1 rRNA gene is annotated in these 275 nt (G+C 57.5%); it reads left to right on the top strand.

Annotated elements, in window-relative coordinates:
• Positions 1-275: ribosomal RNA gene (locus B7P34_RS36540) — 23S ribosomal RNA — on the top strand; the annotation flags it as partial.

Here is a 275-nt window from a genome sequence, read left to right as displayed (position 1 = left end):
GCAGAGACAACCAGGAGGTTGGCTTAGAAGCAGCCACCCTTGAAAGAGTGCGTAATAGCTCACTGGTCAAGTGATTCCGCGCCGACAATGTAGCGGGGCTCAAGCGTACCGCCGAAGTCGTGTCATTGCAGCAATACTCCCAACGGAGGCTGTGATGGGTAGGGGAGCGTCGTGTGCCGGGTGAAGCAGCCGCGGAAGCGAGTTGTGGACGGTTCACGAGTGAGAATGCAGGCATGAGTAGCGATACACACGTGGGAAACGTGTGCGCCGATTGA

This window comes from Streptosporangium nondiastaticum, from assembly GCF_003011965.1.
Taxonomy (GTDB): domain Bacteria; phylum Actinomycetota; class Actinomycetes; order Streptomycetales; family Streptomycetaceae; genus Streptomyces; species Streptomyces nondiastaticus.
Note: the sequence above shows the minus strand (reverse complement) of the source record. Positions and strands in the feature narration are given on the sequence as shown.